This window comes from Bifidobacterium felsineum, from assembly GCF_002802915.1.
Classification (GTDB): Bacteria; Actinomycetota; Actinomycetes; order Actinomycetales; family Bifidobacteriaceae; genus Bifidobacterium; species Bifidobacterium felsineum.
The window spans coordinates 60,561-79,295 of record NZ_PEBJ01000001.1 but is presented as its reverse complement, the minus strand read 5'-3'; the positions used below and the strand labels follow the sequence as shown (position 1 = coordinate 79,295).

General features: G+C 56.5%; 13 protein-coding genes and 2 tRNA genes. 6 read left to right on the top strand and 9 right to left on the bottom strand.

Annotation, left to right across the window (positions count from 1 at the left end; all coding sequences use genetic code 11):
* Window positions 1–41 precede the first annotated feature (41 nt).
* The 6 genes from CSQ86_RS00290 to CSQ86_RS09760 all read right to left on the bottom strand — a co-directional run bounded on the left by CSQ86_RS00290 (window position 42) and on the right by CSQ86_RS09760 (window position 6,654).
* On the bottom strand, window positions 42–908 hold the full coding sequence (locus tag CSQ86_RS00290; RefSeq protein ID WP_100493187.1) for an acyltransferase domain-containing protein: 867 nt from the start codon (window positions 906–908) through the stop codon (window positions 42–44).
* A 53-nt stretch (window positions 909–961) separates the two neighbouring features.
* Window positions 962–3,004, bottom strand: a complete 2,043-nt coding sequence (locus CSQ86_RS00285) for a beta-N-acetylhexosaminidase (protein ID WP_165773680.1) — start codon at window positions 3,002–3,004, stop codon at window positions 962–964.
* A gap of 62 nt (window positions 3,005–3,066) precedes the next feature.
* On the bottom strand, window positions 3,067–3,900 hold the full coding sequence (locus CSQ86_RS00280; protein WP_100493186.1) for a carbohydrate ABC transporter permease: 834 nt from the start codon (window positions 3,898–3,900) through the stop codon (window positions 3,067–3,069).
* Window positions 3,897–4,868 carry a carbohydrate ABC transporter permease gene (locus CSQ86_RS00275; protein WP_100493185.1) on the bottom strand — a complete coding sequence of 324 codons (972 nt, stop codon included), beginning with the start codon at window positions 4,866–4,868 and terminating at the stop codon, window positions 3,897–3,899. Before CSQ86_RS00275 ends, CSQ86_RS00280 begins: the two co-directional genes overlap by 4 nt.
* Window positions 4,869–4,898: 30 nt before the next feature.
* Window positions 4,899–6,203, bottom strand: a complete 1,305-nt coding sequence (locus CSQ86_RS00270) for an extracellular solute-binding protein (protein ID WP_100493184.1) — start codon at window positions 6,201–6,203, stop codon at window positions 4,899–4,901.
* Between the two features lie 175 nt (window positions 6,204–6,378).
* Entirely contained in the window at window positions 6,379–6,654 is a 276-nt protein-coding gene (locus CSQ86_RS09760; protein ID WP_165773679.1) for a hypothetical protein, read from the bottom strand.
* Here CSQ86_RS09760 and CSQ86_RS00265 point away from each other — a divergent pair.
* From CSQ86_RS00265 to CSQ86_RS00245, 5 genes are all read left to right on the top strand, one after another.
* Complete coding sequence (locus tag CSQ86_RS00265; protein ID WP_165773678.1) at window positions 6,620–7,687, top strand: ROK family protein; 1,068 nt, start codon at window positions 6,620–6,622, stop codon at window positions 7,685–7,687. The two genes, CSQ86_RS09760 and CSQ86_RS00265, sit on opposite strands and share 35 nt — an antisense overlap.
* A 124-nt stretch (window positions 7,688–7,811) precedes the next feature.
* Window positions 7,812–7,885, top strand: a tRNA-Ile gene (locus tag CSQ86_RS00260).
* Window positions 7,886–7,936: 51 nt separating this feature from the next.
* Window positions 7,937–8,009 (top strand) — tRNA-Ala (locus CSQ86_RS00255).
* Between the two features lie 165 nt (window positions 8,010–8,174).
* The gene (locus CSQ86_RS00250) at window positions 8,175–10,127 is read left to right on the top strand and encodes an acyltransferase family protein (protein WP_100493182.1); all 1,953 of its coding nucleotides are present in this window, start codon (window positions 8,175–8,177) and stop codon (window positions 10,125–10,127) included.
* 201 nt (window positions 10,128–10,328) lie between these two features.
* Complete coding sequence (locus CSQ86_RS00245) at window positions 10,329–11,303, top strand: DUF5692 family protein (protein WP_100493181.1); 975 nt, start codon at window positions 10,329–10,331, stop codon at window positions 11,301–11,303.
* Window positions 11,304–11,612: 309 nt separating this feature from the next.
* Here CSQ86_RS00245 and CSQ86_RS00240 read toward each other — a convergent pair whose 3' ends face one another.
* Both CSQ86_RS00240 and CSQ86_RS00235 read right to left on the bottom strand, forming a co-directional pair.
* Window positions 11,613–12,287, bottom strand: a complete 675-nt coding sequence (locus tag CSQ86_RS00240; protein ID WP_100493180.1) for a vWA domain-containing protein — start codon at window positions 12,285–12,287, stop codon at window positions 11,613–11,615.
* 124 nt (window positions 12,288–12,411) lie between these two features.
* On the bottom strand, window positions 12,412–13,506 hold the full coding sequence (locus tag CSQ86_RS00235) for a macro domain-containing protein (protein WP_100493179.1): 1,095 nt from the start codon (window positions 13,504–13,506) through the stop codon (window positions 12,412–12,414).
* A gap of 202 nt (window positions 13,507–13,708) precedes the next feature.
* Here CSQ86_RS00235 and gdhA point away from each other — a divergent pair, with 202 nt between their 5' ends.
* On the top strand, window positions 13,709–15,055 hold the full coding sequence (gdhA, locus tag CSQ86_RS00230) for an NADP-specific glutamate dehydrogenase (protein WP_100493178.1): 1,347 nt from the start codon (window positions 13,709–13,711) through the stop codon (window positions 15,053–15,055).
* 330 nt (window positions 15,056–15,385) lie between these two features.
* Here the strand turns inward: gdhA and lacZ are convergent, their stop codons facing one another.
* Window positions 15,386–18,568 carry a beta-galactosidase, LacZ type gene (gene lacZ, locus CSQ86_RS00225; protein WP_243387502.1) on the bottom strand — a complete coding sequence of 1,061 codons (3,183 nt, stop codon included), beginning with the start codon at window positions 18,566–18,568 and terminating at the stop codon, window positions 15,386–15,388.
* Between the last annotated feature and the right edge of the window lie 167 nt (window positions 18,569–18,735).

The window sequence follows — 18,735 nt, the reverse complement described above, 5'->3', positions numbered from 1 at the left end:
GCGCCATTGTCACGCACGGAACCGACAGTCAGCGCAAGCAGTCAGCGCAGACGGCCGATTCCAATGCCGACTTTGCCACCGGCCAGCAGGAATCGTTTCATATTCCGCTGCAATGATGTGCGCTCAGGCAACTCGGCAATCGGCGCATTATTCCGCTGGAACACCCATTCACGCCAATCATCCGCATCCGGATTAGTCTCACAAATATCAAACCGATGCTGGAAAGCCAGAATATGCGAGCGCTCAGGCAACAGTTGATTCAACGCGGGGGAGAGCAGCCATGATTCGCACCAGTATGGCAAGCCTGCCCAATTCGGGAAGAATGAGGCGAGAAAGTCCCGCGACGAAGCGATAGACGCATCGCAATGTTCGGGGTCGAGCGATGCGTTGGATGGAATATGAATATTGATGATGCGCGGCATACCTGCAATTGCCGGCACGTCATCGGCTTCGTAGGCCAGCTCGAATTCCAGTGTTCCCAACCGAAACAGACGCGCACTGAGCTCGCGGTATGTCCAGAAATCACGGTCGAATCCGTACTTTCCGTAGCTCACTTGATGCTCGTCAACGAACCGCGAGAAGCAGCCCATCGTGTCATCGAAAACCGTGGCCGGTATGCCCATCCGCGCATATGTTGGGAACGTGTACCGTCCGGCGGCATAGAGCATCCAATACAGCATGCGGAACCCATCCTGATCATCACCAAGCGTGGATTTAAGGGCACGCCACGAGGCAACCCGCTGCGATGGATCAGTCAGACCACGCACAGCTGCATTGCCTTCCGGCGCCAGGGTTTCGCCTGACTCCTGAATCTGACGTAATACATCGATAACCGGTTCGGCCATACCGATACGCTTGGCCACCTGCATCACTGTCAATTCAGTGCCGTCAGCATCATCACCGTGCATTTCGCTCACCGTTGGTTTCGTTCCTTCCGAAATTATTCAGCCGCAGCTATCACTTAGCTACGCAGCAGATCGGCATAATGCCAGATCACATTGGCAATGCGCCTCAGCTCTGATTCAGCACTGACCGTACGCCATACTGCCGCATAGGTTTCAAACCATTGTTCAAGACCGCGGGCAACCTGCTGAGGGAATCTGTCTGGCAATACCTCGCCAGTGATTTCATCTTCGGCGATGACTCCGTCGCGCAACGCCAGGCACACACCCAGTTCATTGAACAGGCGCTGCCCTTCTGCCGCGACCAACATCGGCTGCAATAGTCCGCCGCGTGTGGCTCCTGAATCATAAATCGCCGCTTGGGCCGTAATCGCACCAAGCCGGGCAACATCTGCGCGCAATGCCGTGTTGGCCTCAGACCAGCGCAGTATGTCGGACTTCAGCCAAGTGAGCAGATTCATACGCGCCTCGCGCAGCGTTGTACTGGCATGAATCAAATCGGCATAGTCGACGCCGTCAGCACTATCATGTTCGTCGGTCCAAATCGAATCACGCACATCAGCGTTCAGCAAACCATCGCCATAGTCAAGTTCCAGGTATCGGACGATATTGTCCCAGCCAAACGCCACTTGATGGCTTGCGTCACGCAGCACGGCGACGAATTCGCCGGTGCTATCGCCATATTCCGCAATCGAGATGCGGCGGTCGAGCTCAACATGCGCATCATCGCCCGATCCATCAGCCCATTGCGAATCCCATGCGCACTGCGCGCCATAAATCATGCCGGGAACCGTCATACGAGGATCGTTGACGTGCCCATAGTCACCCCAATCAGTAACCAAGAATCCCGCAGCTCCATAGTGCCTGCCGTACTGAGCCAGACGCGAGATGTTCTCCCAAGCCCAGTCCAGTCGCGGCAGCAATGTATTCCAGCACCACACGGCCGGGCACACGTATTGCGTGGCACCGGACTCGGCCACAAGCCGCACCTTCTCGTCGGTAATGTCCGGCGCATAGAGCCAGTTCAGCAGCATCACATCCTTCGGCAATCGCGCGAGAATCTCCGGCATTTCCACGGCGATATCGCCCCAGAACAGCGGCTCGCGGCCTTGTTCGGACAGGTGGCCACACAGTCGCGACACGTAGTCGGCATACATGGTGGCGACCCCGCGTTTATCAGCTTCCGGCTTGGAGCGACCTTTGCCGAGATCGAATGTCTCATCGCCGCAGATATTGAATTTACGACTGCGGAACAGCTGAAGATAATCATCGATAAGCGTGCAGGAGAGCGCGAACGCGTCCGTCTCGGTGATGTTCAGCGTGTGATGCTCCATACGCTCGATCAGGCTGTATGGGCGGTCGGCTTGTTCGGGAAATTCGCCCAGGTGACGCAGCTCACGCGTGCGCAATGCCATGTACAGGTGGCCGAATGTGGAGACTGATGGCACCAGTTCAATGCCACGTGCCGCGCAGTATTCATCGAACGCGATGATGTCGGCCGGCTTGAGCGGACTGGTGCCGCGCCAGGTTTCGCTCATGTCGTCGAATGCAAACGTGTGCTCTACATAGAGCTGCAGCTGATTGTATTTGTAGAGGCACAGCTTGTCGGCCCAACGCTTCAGCCAATCGAGCGTCGGCACACGGCCACGCGTGGCGTCAAGATAGTAGCCACGGGTTTGGTACGCGGGCTTGTCTTTTATGTCGATCTCGGGTAGCGACGGTGCGCATTGGCGGATAATCTGGCGCAGCGTTTGGATGCCATCGCGCAGGCCGGCGGCGTCACCGCCAACAACGGTGATGCCCTCTTGGGCGATCGTCAGGCGATATTCATCCCGTCCCAGATCATCAGTAGAAGCGATGGACAGCGTAATGAACGACTGCCATCGGTCGCCTTTCGCGATATCCCATCGCAGACCGGTGGCTGCTTCGATATCATCAGCGACTTGATTGGCCCACACATCGGCCACATCCCACTCGCCTGCGTTTTCCACAATCCGGCCTGCATATGGCAGCACAACCACTGAATCTGGGTTTATTTCCACCGTGCGAGGCTCGGGAATCAGCTCGAAATCCTTCGTTTGCCCCTCAATGCAATACTGCATGACGCTCCTCACTTCATCGTTCTCTGAAGCCATTCAGGCATCAAACGCCCCTGACTGCTCAGTCAGCCTTTCACCGCGCCCAGTGCCGCACCTTCGGTCACTTTCCGCTGCACTAGCAGGAACACAATCACCACCGGAAGCGAGAACAGCGTCGCCGCTGCCATCTGGCTGCCGTAATCGACTCCACGAGGCGTGGTGAACGACGCCAGCCACACCGGCAGAGTGTACATGCTTTGGTCCTTCATGAAAGTGTATGCGGTCAAGTAGTCATTCCAAGCGGAGATGAACGCGAAAATCGAAGTCGATACCAGGCCGGGAACAAGCAGAGGGAATGTGATGTGCCACAGGATCTGCCATGTGTTCGCACCGTCGATCATGGCTGCCTCTTCCACTTCAATGGGAATATTGAGGAAGAAGTTGCGTAGGTTCCATATGGAGAATGGCAATACTGCAGACACGTATGCCAGTATCAATCCCAGATACGTGTTCAACAACCCGAGCTGATTGAATACCAGGAACTGCGGTATGAGCATTGCCGTACCAGGAAGCATCTGAATCACCAAAATGCCGACCATGAAAGCGGCACGCCCGCGAAAACAGAAGCGCGTGAGGGCATAGCAGGCGAAGAATGCGAATATCACTGAGAACACCACGGCGCTGAACACCACGATCAAACTGTTTTTCAGATTAATCATGAAATTCGTTTGCGTTATGGCCACCACGAAATTCTGCATTGTGATGTGCTTCGGCCAGAACAGCGGGGTAGAGGTCATAATCTCGCTGCGCGGCTTGAGCGCTGAGTTGACCATCCAATAGAACGGGAAGAAATACGCTGCGGCAAACAGCAGCCCCAATACCGTCATTACCGCATGGCGTATCGGCTTATGCGAGTTCATACCAAATCCTCCCCGCTCTTCAACAGACTGCGGATATACACCGCAGTCAAAGCAAGCAACATCAGCGTGGTGATCACCGAAATCGCCGCACCATTGCCGATGTCAAACCCCACAAATGCTTTCTTGTAGGTGAACACCCCAAGATTGGCGGTGGCGTTGTCCGGGCCGCCTTTGGAAACCAGCCATATCTGATTGAAAATGTTGAAATCCCAGATAATCGAGAGCACGGTGACCAAAAGCAAGGTCGGCTTGACCAGTGGAATAGTGATCATCCAATACAGGCGAACGGGTCCTGCCCCATCGATTTTCGCCGCTTCGATACAGGAGGGATCGACCTGCTGTATGGCGGCGAACATGGTGACCGCCACGAATGGTATGGCCTGCCAAACCACGAGCAACCAGATGCAGATGTAGGCCAGTCGCGCATCATTGGCCCATGACACATTGGTCACGTCACCGAACACATGCAATTGCGTCAGTAGCCAATTGATCACGCCATAACCCGGCTGGAACAGCCAATTCCAGACTTCAGCCGAAGCGACTTCCGGCATGGCCCAGGCCAATATCATCGTCACCGTCACAATGTATTGCGTGACTTTCCCCAGCTTGGTCATGAACTGGGCGACCGCCATGCCCAGCAGGACGGTGCCGGCCACGCACGCTGCCATCAGCAGCACCGTGCGTACGACCGACCACCAGAATTCCGAATCTGCAAGCACAGCAGCGTAAGTGCTCAGCCCAACGACGTTGAACTCCCCGGTGAACAGGGTTCGCTGGTTGAAATCCGTGAATGACGTGAACACGAGGAAGATGAGCGGCACTACTACCAGCGCGCCCAGAATCAACCCTGAAGGGGTAAGCAAGAGCATCGCGGTTTTCGTTGAATACCCCAGCTTATGCTCTTCACGCACGACCGGATGACCGTTGCGTCGACGACTGATCTTCACTGAACGTGTTACTTCACTCATGGCTATTCCATCACCTTGATCGCATTGCAATCATTGATTCAACAAATCATTGAGCTGAGCATCGGTTTTCTCGCCGGCCTGTTGCGGAGTGGATGTGCCGGAAGCCACAGATGAGAAGTAGGTTTCCATCACTTTATTGCCTTCGACCTTCAGCCAGCCTGCAGCCATCGGCGTAGATACCGCGGCTTTAGCCGAATCAACATATCCCTTAAGCGAATCCGTCATCGCAGAGCTCTTCATGATATGCTCATTGCCCTCAACGGTGTTCGGGTTAAGGAATTGCTTCGGGAACACATAGTTTTCCTGAATATCAGGGCTTGCGGCAATCTTCACCCACTTGATGGCCAGATCGCTCTTGGCGGACTTAGCAGGAATCACCCAATCGGAGCCGCTAGTGAAAGTGGGCTGCGGCTTGCCGTCCTTGCCGGGGATGGCGAACGAGCCGATATCATCCTTGGTGACTTGAGATTTCAGATTCACTGCAGTGCCGATGGAAGAGCTTGGTGCAATGATGGTGGCCGCTTTACCGTCCGCGAAAATCTGCGTCTGATCCGGAGAATCGGTGGCAAGCGTACGAGAGGCCGGCGCAGAGTACTTGTTTTGGAAGGCCTTCCAATCGGAGACGCCAGTTACCGAATCCTCAGATTCCAATGAACCGGACCATTTGCTGCCACTCTGCTTGGCGATATTGCCGCCATCGTTCCAAATCCACTGCAACGCGGAATACCAGTCCTGGCCGCACAGGTAGAACGCGGAGAAGCTGGAATCATCCGCATGCTTGGCCTTAATGGCATCAAGGTCCTTCTCAAGCTCGTCATATGTTGTCGGCACAGTGGTGATGCCGGCATCCGCCCAGATCTTCTTGTTGTACAGCACAGCAAAAGGCGCCAGCAGGCCAGGGACACCATACAGCTTGCCATCGTAGGTGGCACTGTCTTCCAAACCCTTCACCCAGGTCTGACCTTGTTCAAGATCGCTTTTATGCGAGGTGAGGTCCAGAAGACCTCCGTTCGCCGCATAACCGGAAACCTGCGTATTGCCGACATCGATCACGTCAGGCGGGGTGCTGGTGGTCAGTGCGGTGGTCACCTTAGTGGTGATGCCATCCCAGTCATGCATTTCGAGCTTGACTTTCGCACCGGTTTCTTTGGTGAATCGTGCATTGATCTCGTTGAGCACTTCAGGGCTCAAATCACCGTTCATGGACCAGACGGTGAGCGTCTTGCTGTCGGATGCACTAGCGGAGGCTTGCGGTTTGCCCATAGAGCACCCCGCGAGCGAGACAACCAATGCAGTAATTGCCGCCACAAAGGCAGTGCGTCGTGTTGTTTTCATTGTTCCTCCCTTTCACCGGCTTGCACCAGTTCGCCATAATTGTTAGCCAAGCTAACAAGTTTTGACATTGAAACGGAGAGTAAGTTTGCTTTGTTATTTCAAGATTACAAATACATTATCGATTGCGCATATGCTTCATACATTTGTAATAAAGCAGTTGAGCTAACAAATAGAACTATAGGTACATGCCGCAGCAGCCGGCATCAACAACGATTGCCCCCGCAATCACAACACCATCCATTCGATGCGCGGCGAACCGGATATAGTCGAATACAACAGTTGGAATCAGAGGAGATATCATGTCGGACCGAAATGCGGTTACAAACACCGAATCGCCTTCGGCCGCACCGTTCTTCCCCATCATCACGCCACATACCGCAACAAACGGCATCAATAGCACCATTCGGCCCATCGACATGCGCCGCAACAACGCATCATTGGTATTCAGCACGCTGTTCCCCGACCGCCAGCTCTCCAGAGCGGACATCGCAAGAGCCACCGGACTATCTCGCGTGGTGGTCTCAGAAGCGGCCGCAACACTGATATCCAAAGGATTCATCCGTGAAGTCGGCCCTCAACCGAGCAGCGGTAAGGGGCCAGGAAAACGCGGTACATTGCTCGGGACCAACCCGGAGCGACTTCGGCTCCTGAGCATCGACCTGTCTCAGCCGCATCTCATCCAGGGCGCGATACTGAATCTCTTCGGACAAACCATTACACGAGCCGAAATCACACTCGGCGCATCCGATCAATTCACGGTAAGCGATGTAGACGACCTCATCGCACAACTTCTACGTTCAGGCCAGCATCCCGTCGGCATCGGCATCGCCGCCCCTGGCGTGGTGAAAAACGAGAGCAATGTGCTGTCATACACCTATTCGCAATGGCACAATACCGACTTGCGCGAACCCATCGAACAGAAATTCGGAATCCCCACGACCGTCAACAACGATGCCGCAAGCGCGCTGATGGCCGAGCGATGCTTCGGGCAAGGCGGCCCTAATCTGCTGTTCATACAACTCGCGCGAGGAGTTGGATCAGCATTGCTGATCAATGATATGCGCGTGGCCGGCAGCAACTATGCAGTGGGCGAAATAGGCCACATCCCGGCCAGACAGGACGGGCCGCAATGCTCCTGCGGCCGGCACGGTTGCTTAGATGCAATTATCGGCACGCCTGTATTGCGAGCACGCATGCAAGGGCATCCGTCCGACTGTGAACGCATCATCGCCCAAGCCGGACGAGATCTAGCTGCGGCATTATCAATGCCGGTTGCCATGCTCGATATTGACGACATTTGCGTGTACGGCCCATCCGACATAGTCAATGACACGTTTATCAGCGCCGCCCAGCAGCAACTTACCCGAGACACCACTTCGGTTCTGCATCCACGCACCATCATCCGAAGATGCCAAATCGGCGGCGACATTGTAATTCGCGGCGAATTAATACCTATTTTGCAGATGTCACTATCGCGCTTGTAGCCAAAGCGCACAGCCCTCTTTTACAAACACCAATTCCCGCGACACGCCGAAGAGCATATCATCGTTGACACTCACGCGTTCAGTGGTATTGTAATCACTTGTGCGCTTTTGAAGCGTGCGGATCGGGCCCGTAGCTCAGCTGGTTAGAGCGCATCCCTGATAAGGATGAGGTCGGAGGTTCAAGTCCTCCCGGGCCCACGGAAAAATGAAGCGGCCAGCGTGCCGCTCTTTTTTTCAACAATGCAACATGGGGCTATAGCGCAGCTGGTAGCGCATCTGCTTTGCAAGCAGAGGGTCGCCGGTTCGAACCCGGCTAGCTCCACAATTCAAACCCTTGGAATCAAGCCGATTCCAAGGGTTTTTGCGTTCTGCCATCAACAAGCGTTACACGACGTTACTCGCCTACATGGCACACTTCGCTATCCCAGCTGCGGCATAGAATGGTCCTCCGAAGAGAGCAGGCAGTTTGCAGAAAAGTGGTTCATCGATGACGGATTTCCGCCCGACGCGCATCGCATCATCATCGCAGCATCATTCCGTCAGCACCCACTTCACCGCCATCGACGGTCTGCGCGCGCTGGCGATTCTAGGCGTGGTCGCCTACCACACCCGCCCCTCGCTGCTGCGAGGCGGATTCCTCGGCGTCACCATCTTCTTTGTCATCAGCGGGTTCCTTATCACCCGCAGCATCACCGGCGAGCTCAACCGCACCGGCAGCATCTCTTATGGCACGTACCTCGCCAAGCGACTGAAGCGCCTCGTTCCGCCCACGGTCGTCATCATCGCCATCACCGCCCTAGCCGCATATCTCACCTCGCCGAGCCTTCTGCCCAAAGCCCAGGCCGACGCACTGCCATCATTGTTCTTCGTCAGTAATTGGGTGAACATTTTCCGCCACGTGTCTTACTTTGCCGCCGCCGGCCTGCCCTCACCGCTGACGCACCTGTGGTTCCTCGGCGTCCTGATGCAGTTCTACATATTGTGGCCATTGGTGTTGCCCGCCTTCCGCCGCGCCAAACTGCAACGCAAAGCACGGCTCAGCATCGTCGCTGCGCTGACGTTGGTCTCCACACTCGCTATGGCGCTCCTCTTCGACCCGAACGCCACGGGCAGCCGTTCATACTATGGTTTGGATACGCGTGCCGCAGAGCTGCTGGCCGGCGCGCTCCTGGCGATGCTCATCACAGGCAAGCAGCGATCATCGGAAAGCAGCAATCCAACCTATTCCAGAAAACAGCCTTACCATCTCGACTTCGGCGACGCATTGGCACTGGTACCTTTAGTGCTGCTGATCGTGGCCTTTGCTGCCGTCAAATCAAGCTGGATTGTGCTCTACCGAGGCGGCTACCTGATTGTGGCATTGCTCACCGCACTACTGCTGGCGGCAGCCATCGTGCCGGGCAATATGGTGGGCCAAGCACTCTCCGCCCGCCCACTCAAGTACATCGGCTCACGTTCGTTCTCGCTGTACCTAGTGCATTATCCGATGCTGGAGATGATGAATCCGGCCACACGCACTACCAAACTGGCGTGGTGGGAATGGATTGTGCAAATCATCGCACTGTGGATCACCACCGAAGTGTTCTATCAATTGATTGAGCACACAATTCGCTTGGATGTTCAAGAGAAGCATGTCGTACGCACTATTGCTCTGCATACGCTGCAAATCTGCCGTCGAATCATTATTGTGCTGTGCGCGGTCGGCACTGTGCTGCTGTGCGTGCTGCCGCTTGATTGGGGTGCGATTGCGCAGGCTCGCTCCGCGCAGCTGCGTCCGGCCGCTGCCAAAGTCGAAGCAATGCCGGCACAGACCCAGTCGGCGCCCAAGCCAGCGGATAAGTCAGCGCAACAGGCCGACCAACAGACCCAGAATGCCAACAAATTGGTACCGGTCGCGGAAAAGGTGCCGAATAATTTGGATACTTCCGGTTGGACGTACGACGCATCCACGGGTGTGTGCAGCGCTGACCCACTGATTATCAGTGATTCCGTGGAGATGGGCGCACAGCGTGTGCTGGTGAACACCATGCCGAACGCGATTCAGGACAATGAAATCGGCCGCCGTCTAGCTGCCTTCCCGTCTACCTACCAGCAGCATCTGGCTGCCGGCGACGATAAACGCGTGGTAATTGTGGCATTGGGCACCAATAACGCAGGGCCGAATCCCGAGCAGTCGTTCGAAGATGCGGTGACCGCGGTGAAGGGCAAGGCCTTGTATTTCATTACGATTCGCAATCCTACGACGGATGCCGAGGGTGTGAATGCGGCCATGCGCGCTGTGGCTGCACGCCATAAGAATGTGGGCATCATGGATTGGTATGGGCTGAGCGAAGGGCATAGCGAGTACTTCTATGATGACGGCGTGCATCTGACCATCGGTGAGGGATTGGGACGTGAGGCTTACTCGCATATGATCATCCAAGCGTTGTGCGGACAGTGATTTCCCGACAAACACCCTCTTTTGACACAGCGTCAAAAGAGGGTTTACAATATGCTGCGAGAGAAATTGACGCTTCGTCAACAATGTGTGTTCCGCAGCGATTGCAGAGCACAGCACCTCGAGCCAAGCGCCAATAAGCCCGGCCCGGCATCCAACGAGGGATGACGAGCGCAACACACAGCACATGAGGAAAGGACCGTTATGCTGTTTCAGGTCTACGGCGACAATGCCGTCTATCAATGGATCGGATGGATTCTCGTATTCTGCTGCCTTATCGGCGCGAACGAGCTCGCCCGACGCACCAAAACCGGCGGTGTGGTGGCGTTCCTGGTCATACCCGCAATCCTGACCGTCTACTTCATCACCATCTACGCGGCCGCCGCCATGGGTGCCGAGTGGGCCCTCAACAACCCCACCTACGTGCACATGACGTCGTGGTTCCATTACGCCAAGCTGTACGCGGCCACCATCGGCTGCATCGGCTTCATGGCGTTGAAATACAAGTGGGGTTCCATCGGCAAGTCGCACTGGTTCAAGTGCTTCCCGTTCGTCATCGTGGCCATCAACATCCTGATCGCCGTGGTCTCCGACTTTGAATCCGCCATCCGCGGCTGGGGCGGCACCTGGATCTCCACCGAAGGCGTGACCTTGTACGGCGGCTGGCACAACGTGTTCAACGGTCTGGCCGGCATTCTCAACATCTTCTGCATGACCGGCTGGTTCGGCATCTACGCCTCCAAGAAGAAGGACGACATGCTCTGGCCAGACATGACCTGGGTGTTTATCGTGGCCTACGATCTGTGGAACTTCTGCTACACCTACAACTGCCTGCCCACCCACTCCTGGTACTGCGGCCTCGCGCTGCTGCTCGCTCCGACCGTGGCGAACTTCTTCTGGAACAAGGGCGGCTGGATTCAGAACCGCGCCTTCACGCTGGCCATCTGGTGCATGTTCGCCCAGGTGTTCCCGATGTTCCAGGATTACTCCGTGTTCTCCACCCAGTCCGTGAACAACCCGAACGTGAACCTCGTGGTCTCGCTGATCGCGTTGGTGGCCAATGTGCTGGCACTGGGCTACATCCTCATCCGTGCCAAGAAGCAGGGCATTAACCCGTGGATGCAGGAAGTCTTCAAGGGCACCAAGGACTTCGAGCAGGCCATCGCCCGCGCCGCGTGATTACCTCACGACTGCCGTCGCCCGGCGTCGCCCGCGCCGCGCAACCACTGCATAATCACATAAACGCTACATAACACATGCGCCAACGTCTCGTTTGTGGGACGCTGGCGCATTTTCATTTGATTTGCAGTTGCGTCCCACTGAGTTGCGGGACACCACTGCATAATTAAGCAATTTGCAGTACCGTCCCACACAGCGATAACCATAATTGGCAGAATTCCGCCAATTTGAAAAAAGAGCGAATAACGGCGAGTGGGACACCCGTGCATTTTCGCCCATTTTGCAGTTGCATCCCACACCGCATCACTATCAACGCCTGCGAGAGCTGTAATCCTTACGAACCTCGCTAAGCGCAGTCGCAGCTTCCTGCTCAAAGTCACGAGCCCCACCACGCACGGCAGTTGCTGCGCACGATACAGCCACAAACGAAGCTTCCACACCTTGCCCATCCGCATGGAAGTTAGCTGCATACATCGGATCAATGCCAAAATCGTCAGCAGTCTGTACCGCATCAATATTGGCGCCAAGGAACACGAACTCCCAATGGTATTGCTCACGTTCATGAGCAATCATCTTGCGCACCTTCCTCAATGAATACCGTCGGCTCGCGTTCTCATATCCATCGGTGATAATCACGAACAGCACACGACTTGCGCGATAGGGCGCTGCAGTATGACGTTGGCGGGAAACCACACGATCAATGGTTGAACCGATAGCGTCAAGCAGTGCAGTGCTGCCGCGAGCCCAATAGTCATCCTGTGTGAGATCCCTGACGGCGCGCAAATCGATATGGTCATGCAAGGTTTCGATGTGATGGTCAAAGAGCACAGTCGTCACCGAGCAATCGCCAGGAATCACGCGCTGCTTGGCAAGCATGCTGTTGAATCCGCCGATTGTATCGGATTCAAGGCCGGACATCGACCCACTGCGGTCCACAATGAACACGAGTTCCGTACGGTCAGCATTGGTGTTGTTCGTCGTCATGATGCATCCTTTCCTTCATCTCGGCGCTGTTTGTGCCGAAGATGGGATTAGCATCGCATCACTGAAACTCGCATTGGTCGCTTCGCAAGCGACATTGCTCACTACAGTCCAAACCGAAGAACGATTACTGTCCGAGCAGAGGTTGATCGTACCGGAACAGCGATTCATTGATCGTAAACACGTCGAAAATACCGTGAGTAATGAAGAACTCCACGATGACGTCGAACTTCATACTGTGCGAGAACGCATATCCGGCACAAGCCAGTAGGTCTTCCGTCTCATCAATGTTGAGTCGTAGGGCAATCGCCAGCGCAAGCACGGTTTTCTTGCTCGGCATATAGCCGTTGCCGCAGCGGATTTTCGAGAACAGTTTCCGACTGATATTCGCCCGCTTATATACCTCCACATCGGAGTAGCCTTTAGCGTCGATGATTTGCATCAGAATCACGTCGAAAGGCTCATCCAAATCAGCGAGAATCTCATCATCGAGGTAGCTCAAGGATTCTGACCTTGATGACGCAGGTGTGGCAGAGGCTTGGTGAGCGACTGGTGCGGACGCGGACATCTCACGCGGTGACTGGGCACTCCATTCCTCTGCAGAGTATTCCTGTTCAGCGGATACACTGGAGTACCCCAGTTCCCGCATTTCCTGTGCGCGGGAGCTGGGCTGACCTTTGTGCTTGGCTACATAGTGATCATCGATGTATGACTGGATTTGACGGTCAAGTGCCGTGACGGCATCGAAAGTAGCGCGGTCGAATACGCACAGATATACATCGAAGTCATCGGCTGATTGTTCCAGAAAACCACGGATCTCGTCAATGGCCACATGTAAGGCCTCCGCTTTGGGATAACCAAAGATACCGCTGGAGATCAGCGGGAATGCAATGCTCGCGCAGCCCAAATCGGATGCCAGTTGCAACGAATTGCTATAGCAAGCACGCAGCAATCGTTCCTCGCCGTGATCTCCACCTTGCCAAACCGGACCGGCCGTATGAATCACGTACTGCGCAGGCAAATCGAATCCCGGCGTAGCCACTGCGTCTCCAGTATGAATGGGCGAGAGTCGGTCGCACGCCTCCTGCAGTCGGCTCGCACCAGCGGCACGGAAAATAGCGCCACACACGCCACCGCCCATAAGCAGTCGGGTATTCGCGGCATTCACGACGGCATCCACCTGCATCTTTGTGATGTCTTGCCGGACCAATTGCAATGGCATAGTGCGTCCCCTTCGTGCCACAAACCCTATGCAGAAGCTCTAACTCTATGGTATGGCGTCTCACCCGTGAAGTGTCAGCGCATTGTTATCGCAGTGTCCACCTAGTGAGGAATCTCGCAGGCACCTCTTGAGTGTTTCCAGAGTTCACGCCTACAATCGGAAGCGTCTTATTTGATAGTCCAACCCAAAGGGGAGTTTCACTATGCTCACTAACGAGTACGTCAAGCGCGTCTACGATCAGGTGCAGAAGCGCGATGGCGATCAGCCCGAATTCCTGCAGGCCGTCTACGAGGTGCTGGACACCCTGCAGCCTGTTATCGCCAAGCATCCTGAATACGAGGCCAACGGCGTGCTGGAGCGCCTCGTCGAGCCTGAGCGCGTGGTGAAGTTCCGCGTGGCCTGGGTTGATGACGCCGGCAAGGTGCAGGTCAACCGCGGCTACCGCGTGCAGTTCAACTCCGCGATCGGCCCGTACAAGGGCGGCCTGCGCTTCCACCCGACCGTGAACGAGGGCGTCATCAAGTTCCTCGGCTTCGAACAGATTCTGAAGAACAGCCTGACCACGCTGCCGATGGGCGGCGGCAAGGGCGGTTCTGACTTCGATCCGAAAGGCAAGTCCGACGCCGAGGTCATGCGCTTCTGCCAGGCCTTCATGACCGAGCTGAGCCGCCACATCGGCCAGTTCACCGATGTCCCGGCCGGTGATATCAACGTTGGTGCCCGTGAGATCGGCTACCTGTTCGGTCAGTACAAGCGCATCCGCGACGAGTATTCCGGCGTGCTGACTGGCAAGGGCTTGGAATTCGGCGGCTCCCTCGCCCGCACCGAGGCCACCGGTTACGGCCTGTGCTACTACACCGCGGAAGCCCTGCGCGTGCTCAAGAACGATTCCTTCGAAGGCAAGACCGTGGTGATCTCCGGCTCCGGTAACGTGGCCATCTTCGCCACCGAGAAGGCCCAGGAACTGGGTGCCAAGGTTGTGACCGCTTCCGATTCCAACGGCTACGTCTACGATCCGGATGGCATCAAGCTGGACATCGTCAAGGACATCAAGCTGGGTCACCGCGGCCGCATCAAGGAGTACGCCGAGCGCGTGCCGGGTGCCGAATACCACGAGGGTTGCTCTGGCGTGTGGACTGTGCCGTGTGATATCGCCCTGCCGTGCGCCACTCAGAACGAGATCGACGAGGCTTCCGCCGAAGCTCTGGTCAAGAATGGCTGCAAGGTGGTGTGTGAGGGCGCGAACATGCCGTCCACTCCGGAAGCCATCGCCGTCTACCAGAAGAACGGCCTGCTCTATGGCCCGGCTAAGGCCGCCAACGCCGGTGGTGTGGCAGTCTCCGGCCTGGAGATGAGCCAGAACAGCTACCGTCTGTCTTGGACCTTCGAGGAGACCGATGCCAAGCTGAAGTCCATCATGGAATCCATCGTTGCCGAGTCCCTGGCCGCCGCCAAGGAATACGGCGAGGAAGGCGACCTGATGGTTGGCGCCAACATCGCAGGCTTCGTCAAGGTGGCCAACGCCATGGTCGCCCAGGGCATTCTGTGACGTGTAACCGTTAAAAAACCGAGGTGGGGCACCGCAACGCTCCCGCCCATTGGGGTGGTGATCTCTTTACGGAGATTGCCACCCCACTTTGTTATTACCTGGTTCTAAAACCACCCTCAGCGTCCAAAATTCGGGAGAACAACCTAATCTCCCCGAATATTGGACACTGAGAATGGGTCAGCATCCAGAATTTGGGTTATTAAGGCTGTCTCCCTGAATATTGGACACTGATTGACGCTGAGCGTCCGAAATTCAGAGTGATAGGAGCATTTCCCCGAATTCTGGACGCTTACTGAAGCGCCACGCCCAGGATTCGGGGAAAGCACAACATCACATCAGTTCCAACGTCACATCGAGCTTCAGCGGCTTATCGGCGGGCAGCTGGAATTCCGGGTGCACCGGAGCGCCCCAGGTATCGTCGCCGCCGACACCCATCTGGGCCGCCAACAGGCGCAGGAACGTGTGGCGCACGGGCGGCAATTCGTCCGGATGCAACGCATCCTCCAGCATCAGCGAGCTGTACGGCAAGAGGCTCACCGCGAACGGTTGAGCATCGGCACCAGCCGCCGAAACGCGCATGCCATGTCCCTCGGCATCGGTGATTTCAGCCCAGCGCACACCCTCATGGTTGCCGGTTTCCTGCGGTACCAGATACGGCGCGAAGTCTTCAGAGGCCGTACGAGAGAAGATGCCCAGCTTGCCGCCATGCAGACGATCGCGATACGTCTCTTCAGGTCCCAGACCGTAGAAGCGCAGGTGATCATATTCGGCCGGCAGTGTCCATTCGAGACCGAACGCCGGCAAGGTGGCAGCATCCGCTTCGCCAGGGAATTCGGCGGTCAAATGGATGCGCAAAGCAGCATCAATCTCATAACGCACAGTAACCGGCGTATGTGCCTCATCGGCCAGCTCATAGGTGTACGTGCCGGTCAGACCGTCGACATTCTGCTCGATGACGGTGCCGGTCACGCGCGCATAGCGGCCGGCTGCGAACCATTGCGCACGATTGAAACCGGACTGGTTGCCGCGATCGTTATCCACCAGAGCACGGAAGGTGGTCAGCGAAGGTCGGCGAATCACCATCTCGCGACCATCACGCTTGAAGGACACCAATCCGCCTGCGGTCTTGGAAAGCAATGCCTCAGCGGCATCATTGTGGATGCCGGCGTTGAACGGATCTTCGGCAACCACAGCCAGCGAAGCATCAGCATCCTCAGTAGAAGCCTCAGCCACGTCAACCTCACTATCGCCAAAGTCCACGCTCGCCACATACTGCCCGAACGTCAGCTCATAGCCAGCCGGTGCCCAGTCAGTGGCCGCAGCCAGTCGCTGATCGACTGCGTACACTACTTCCGCATGACCGCTCAGCGGCACCAGATCGGTGACGCGCGGGAAAGCGATCGGCAGGCGCTGGGTGTCTCCTGCCGGCACATCGAAGCGATAATCCGCATGCCAACGCTCAACACCGTTCACCAGCACGCGCGCGGTGAACACATAGTCGGCGGTGGAGATGAACAGGTTGTCGTTGACGATGGTCACGCCGGATTCATCCGGAGTCAGGCGCACGTTGGCGTACAGCTGTTTGACTTCCTGCGCCTTAGGCGTGGGGGTACGGTCGGCGAACACGATGCCGTTGCCGCTGAATTCGTAGTCGGTCGGGCGATCGTCGAAATCACCGCCGTAGGCGAGGCGCTCGGTACCGTCGCCGAGGGTCTGGAACAGGGCCTGATCCACGTAATCCCAGATGAATCCGCCCTGGTACTTCGGGTACTGCTCGAGTGCGGTGTACAGGTGCAGGCCGCCGGTGGAGTTGCCCATTGAATGCGAGTATTCGCAGGAGATGTAAGGCTTCTGATCGTCGCCGAACAGGTACAGGTCCTTGATTTCGTCAGGCTTGGCGTACATGCGGCTCATGATGTCGGTCACATCGCTGTACTCGGGCTCGTTGTAGACGCTCTCGTAGTGCACCGGACGCATCGGATCGTTGGTGTGCACGAAGTCGCGCATCGTACGGAACACGTCGCCGCCGAACGACTCGTTGCCCAGCGACCAAATCACCACGCTTGGATGGTTCCAGTCGCGGCGCATCATGCTGTTGAGACGGTCCACGCAAGCCGCACGCCATTCGTCACGGCTGCCCGGCACGGCGGTCTCCGGATGGAAAGTACCGTCCGCATAGGTCCACGTGCCGTGGGTCTCGAGATTCGTTTCGTCGATCATGTAGATGCCGTATTCGTCGCACAGCTCGTACCAGCGGGTCTGGTTCGGGTAGTGGCAGGTGCGCACGGCGTTGATGTTCAGGCGTTTGAATTCGCGAATATCCTGCAGCATCACGGCTTCGGAGACCGTGCGGCCGGTGCGCGCATCGAATTCGTGGCGGTTCACGCCCTTGAACACCACACGCTTGCCGTTGATCTTCATCAGTCCGTCTTCGATGGCGAAATGACGGAAACCAATGCGTTGCGGTACAACCTCAATTACGCGGCCGTCCGCATCCAGCACAGTGACAGTCAGGGTGTACAGGGTCGGCTCTTCCGCACTCCACGGGCTGACGGACCCGACGTTCGCTTCCCAGCTCAGAGCAATGGGGGAGCCATCAAAGTTCTCGACAGCGGGCACGTCATCGATGGTCTTCCGCCACACTTCCGTACCGGAGGCGTCCGTCAGCACAGCCTCAACGCCATTCGCCCCAGCGATATTGCGCACGAAAAGGTCAACGTTCAGATTGCCCTCGCCAGCCGCGACATCGTAATCAGCGATGACGCGCAGATCCTGAATGTGGACCGCCGGCTGAGCAGTGAGCTCAACTGAGCGGAACAGGCCGTGCATGCGCCAGAAGTCCTGATCCTCAAGCCAGCTGGCGGATGTGTACTGGAAACAGGCCACGGCGAGCACGTTCTCGCCCGGCTGCAATGCGGCAGTCACATCGAATTCGCTCGGCGTGTAGGAATCCTCGGAATAGCCAATAAAAGTACCGTTGAGCCACACGGCGATAGCGGTAGAGGCGCCTTCAAAAGTCACGGTAATAGGACGCACAGGATCCTCTCCGGCCGCAATCGCCTTCGCGTTCACAGCTGCCGCAGCCGCCACTTTGTATTCCGGCATGAACGTACGACGGTAGAACGCCACATGATTATGCTCGGGGATGCCCGGCGCCTCGGGAGCCTCATGACCGGACCATGGGTACTGCTGATTCACATACTTGTGCGGCAGGAATCCCTTGACTTCCAAGCAGGACGGCACTTCGATGGTTTCATACGCGGAATCATCGAAACCGGGGGCCGCAAATTCGGCGGCAGCCAATGCCTCGGTACCGTAATCAGCCAAGTCGGCGAGAGCCACCACCCATTCGCCATCCAAGCTTTGGCGCAGATCCATCGATTCGCCGGCAGCTGGAGTGTGATCGTAGAAACGGTGGCTGGAATGAGCATCAATTCGATTCACTTCGAATACCAGTGGATCGTCGAGCCATGCCGGATCGAACTGGTGGGCCGTCGTCATTGAACTGGTCATGAATTCTTCTTTCTTTCGTATGCACTACGCAGTGCAAGCCTGCAAGGAACATGCACCAACACACTACGCAAGCTGTTTCAGGAAACTACTATAGACTATTTGTAACCGTCACATAGAGGTGACGCGCGCCGCTCAGCAACCGATTACGTACAGTCATGACGTAGTCA